General features: G+C 51.2%; 3 protein-coding genes. All 3 read left to right on the top strand.

Annotated features, from left to right (window positions below; all coding sequences use genetic code 11):
- Positions 1-494 precede the first annotated feature (494 nt).
- The 3 genes from QN379_RS23210 to QN379_RS23200 all read left to right on the top strand — a co-directional run bounded on the left by QN379_RS23210 (position 495) and on the right by QN379_RS23200 (position 3195).
- On the top strand, positions 495-1580 hold the full coding sequence (locus QN379_RS23210; RefSeq protein ID WP_323507736.1) for an LLM class flavin-dependent oxidoreductase: 1086 nt from the start codon (positions 495-497) through the stop codon (positions 1578-1580).
- A gap of 75 nt (positions 1581-1655) precedes the next feature.
- Positions 1656-2213 carry a flavin reductase family protein gene (locus tag QN379_RS23205; protein WP_322233008.1) on the top strand — a complete coding sequence of 186 codons (558 nt, stop codon included), beginning with the start codon at positions 1656-1658 and terminating at the stop codon, positions 2211-2213.
- Positions 2214-2262: 49 nt separating this feature from the next.
- Entirely contained in the window at positions 2263-3195 is a 933-nt protein-coding gene (locus QN379_RS23200) for a LysR family transcriptional regulator (protein ID WP_322233007.1), read from the top strand.
- Positions 3196-3293 lie beyond the last annotated feature (98 nt).

Here is a 3293-nt window from a genome sequence, read left to right as displayed (position 1 = left end):
GTCGGCACGCCTTGCTGGGACGCGTTTGCGTCAGGACCGTTGGCTGACTTGGCGACCGTCTTAACCTCCCCCAAGATACGTTGTGCCTTCCTTGCCGCACTAGCGTGCTGTCTGCGTCGGCACGCCTTGCCGGGACGCGTTTGCGTCAGGACTGAACGGACAGACTGACATTTAACAAAACCCAGGACGGCTTTTGCTTTTCCTACTTCTGGGCACTGTCTGCGTTGCCAAAGCCCCTTGCAGAAACCATTTTGCGTATGGACCATCGTCTAGCTTGGCATCCAACTCGCGGTTTTGCCTTTTTTACACGTTTAATCCTCAACAGCTTAGGCGGTCAACCAACCCTGCGATTTAGTTAATAATCCAAATCATCAGAAAAACTGATTGGTTACGGTCCAATCAAGTGTCTTTTATTTATCTATTGCCTTGCCTAAACTGGCTCTAAGCGATATAGATTGAATATAAATATAAATATAAAGATTAAAGGAGATTTGATGAAACTCGGATTTTTCACGATGCCTATGCATCCTATTGGCAAAGATTGGCAAATTTCCCTGCGCGAGGACCGCGAAGCTTTTATTTTGGCTGATCAGTTGGGCTTCGTTGAAGGTTATGTAGGTGAGCACGCGACTGATCCGGAAGAAAACATCACTTCATCCGCTTTGTTTTTGGCAACGCTGGTCGATGCGACCAAGCAAATGAAGCTGGGAACCGGCACGCTCAATCTCCCGAATCACCATCCTGTGACTCTCGCTAGTCACATCGCGATGCTGGATCATTTGCTGGGTGGGCGTTTTATCCTCGGGATTAGCCCGGGCGCGCTGCCTTCGGATGCTGAAGCTTATGGCAACTTCGATTTGCCACGTCCTGCGATGTTTTTGGAGTCGATCAATCAGTTGCTGAAAATATGGACGACTGAGCCGCCTTACAATCTCAAAGGTGAGCACTGGAATATATCGACGGAACGTACTTACATCGCGGAGACCGGGATGGGGTCGATTCCGAAGCCGCTCCAGCGTCCGCATCCGCCGATTGTCGTGACAGCCGTCGCGCCATTTTCGCAAGGTATTACCGAAGCCGCAGCGCGTGGTTGGGATCCTATTTCAGCCAATTTCTTGCAGCCGAAGTGGGTCAAGAGTCATTGGACCAAGTATGTCGAAGGTTGCGCACGGGCGGAGCGGGAAGCCGACCCTGCGAACTGGCGCGTCGCCAAGACCGTGTTTGTGGCGAAGGATGATGCTACCGCCGAGGCTTATGCGTTAGGCACCGATGGTCCTTATTATTACTATTACCGTTCTTTGTTCAATAAACTGAAACGCCGTGGTTCGCTGGGTGTTTTCAAAAGCGATCCTAAAATGTCCGATGACAGCGTGACCCTTGAAGATGTCATGAAGCAACTCGTCATTTATGGTTCGCCGTCAAAGGTCGCCGATGAGATCCATGCGTTGCAAGAAGTCACTGGCCAATTTGGTACGATGCTGTATGCAGGTGTCGACTGGACTGACCGCGAACTGGCGCGCGACTCTATGATCTTGATGGCCGAAAAAGTACTTCCTCTGGTCAATGTGGTCAATGGCTAAGAGCAAGATCATGATCGCCCCGTCGTCAATTCCTTTGCATGTGGTTGCGTTTGCCCTCGACGTTAAGGGGCAATCATGGCGGTGACTCACTTGTATCTGGACGGTCAGCATGACACTCGACAGCTACGAAATGCGTTGGGCCGTTTTCCTACGGGCGTGACTGTTATTACCACGCGCGCACCCGACGGAAAATTGGAGGGGATGACGGCAAATTCCTTCTCGGCCTTATCGTTGGACCCGCCGTTGGTGTTGTGGAGTATCAGACGGAACGCGCTTTCGCTGCCAGGATTTTTGGCATCGGGGCATTTTGCGATCAATGTTCTCGGCGTGGGTCAATCCGATTTGTCACAACGCTTCGCGACGCCCAATGAAAACAAATACGGTGGACTCGCGTACGAGGAGGGATTGGGTGGCTCGCCGGTGCTGGATGGCGTGCTGGCTAGTTTCGAATGCGAGACTCAAAGCACCATTGATGGCGGCGATCATGTATTGTTCGTCGGTCGGGTGCATAAGGTTTCTTACCACGATGGCGAGCCCTTGATTTTCAATGCGGGACGTTATTGCACGGCTTTGCCTCTTCAGATGGGTTCGATATCATCGGATGTCAGTGCCATGTGGGCCGACCTGGGCTAGTAGCAGACCAACCTAGTTTTAATTCACATTAGATTCACATAATGTTTATATGAAGCGCGTCACACTCCTCAATCTTGAAACCCTGTGCTGGATTTCCCGGCTTGGCACTTTTCACGCCACGGCGCTGAAAATGAATGCCTCGCCGCCAGCAATCTCGGCGCGCGTGCGTGAAATGGAAACTGCCTTGGGTGTGGCGCTGTTCCGGCGTCAGGGAAGGCGCATGGAATTGACTTTCCAGGGCCGCGAACTGGTGCAAATGGTTGAGCCATTATTGCGCCGCCTCGATAGCGTAGTTGGTGACCTGGACAATGCCGAAACTGCCAGTGGCACTGTTCGTATCGGTGCGGGAGAGATCGCGGCGTTGAGTTGGTTTCCAACCTTCATTGCTAACTTGCGCCAATTGATGCCCAAGGTGGTATATCAAATTGAAATCGATCTGACCACATCAATGCGTCAACGCCTTGAAATCGGCAAGCTGGACGTCGCCCTGTTTGCCGCGCCGGCGGTAGGCCCGAATATTCGATCAGAATCGTTGGGCACAGTGCGTATGTGCTGGATGATGGCGCCCGCACTTCAAGGCAAGTATCCAGACTCGGCAACATTGCGCGAGCGACTGGAAACACATGCCATTTGGTCCTTGTCGAAACCGTCAGCCAGCCATTCAATGACGATGGACGTATTACGCGAGCAAGGCGTAGATAGGGATGCAATCGGTACCTGCAACAACATCATGGCGCTAATTGCTATTATCTCCAGCGGTGCAGGTATCGCTTTGTTACCTGAAATTCTGGTGCGCTCGCACCTTGCGAGATCAGAACTTGTACCCTTATTGCCCGAATTGGCAATGCCAGAACTCGAATTCGTCATCGCATGGAATGTCGACCAGGAACAATTAATTATTCGCAATATTGTCGAAGTGGCGCTGCAATGTACTACCTTCGAAATGGCCATTACTGACATGGTTGCGTCACCGAAGTTGTAACGCCGCAGCGTTGTTCATAGCGATCCAATAAAAACCATCGCCGAGTCCCGAAATAAAATTATTTCATAAAAAAATAGGGTATTATTTTCGAAATAATG

This window comes from Glaciimonas sp. Gout2, from assembly GCF_035018905.1.
Taxonomy (GTDB): Bacteria; Pseudomonadota; Gammaproteobacteria; order Burkholderiales; family Burkholderiaceae_D; genus Glaciimonas.
The sequence above is the reverse complement of the archived record's forward strand: the minus strand, read 5'-3'. Positions and strand labels throughout refer to the sequence as shown.

What these genes read in the sequence shown, in the direction of transcription:
- QN379_RS23205 (WP_322233008.1), top strand. Translation starts at nt 1,656, where the DNA reads ATGGCGGTGACTCACTTGTATCTGGACGGTCAGCATGACACTCGACAG.
- QN379_RS23210 (WP_323507736.1), top strand. Translation starts at nt 495, where the DNA reads ATGAAACTCGGATTTTTCACGATGCCTATGCATCCTATTGGCAAAGAT.
- QN379_RS23200 (WP_322233007.1), top strand. Translation starts at nt 2,263, where the DNA reads ATGAAGCGCGTCACACTCCTCAATCTTGAAACCCTGTGCTGGATTTCC.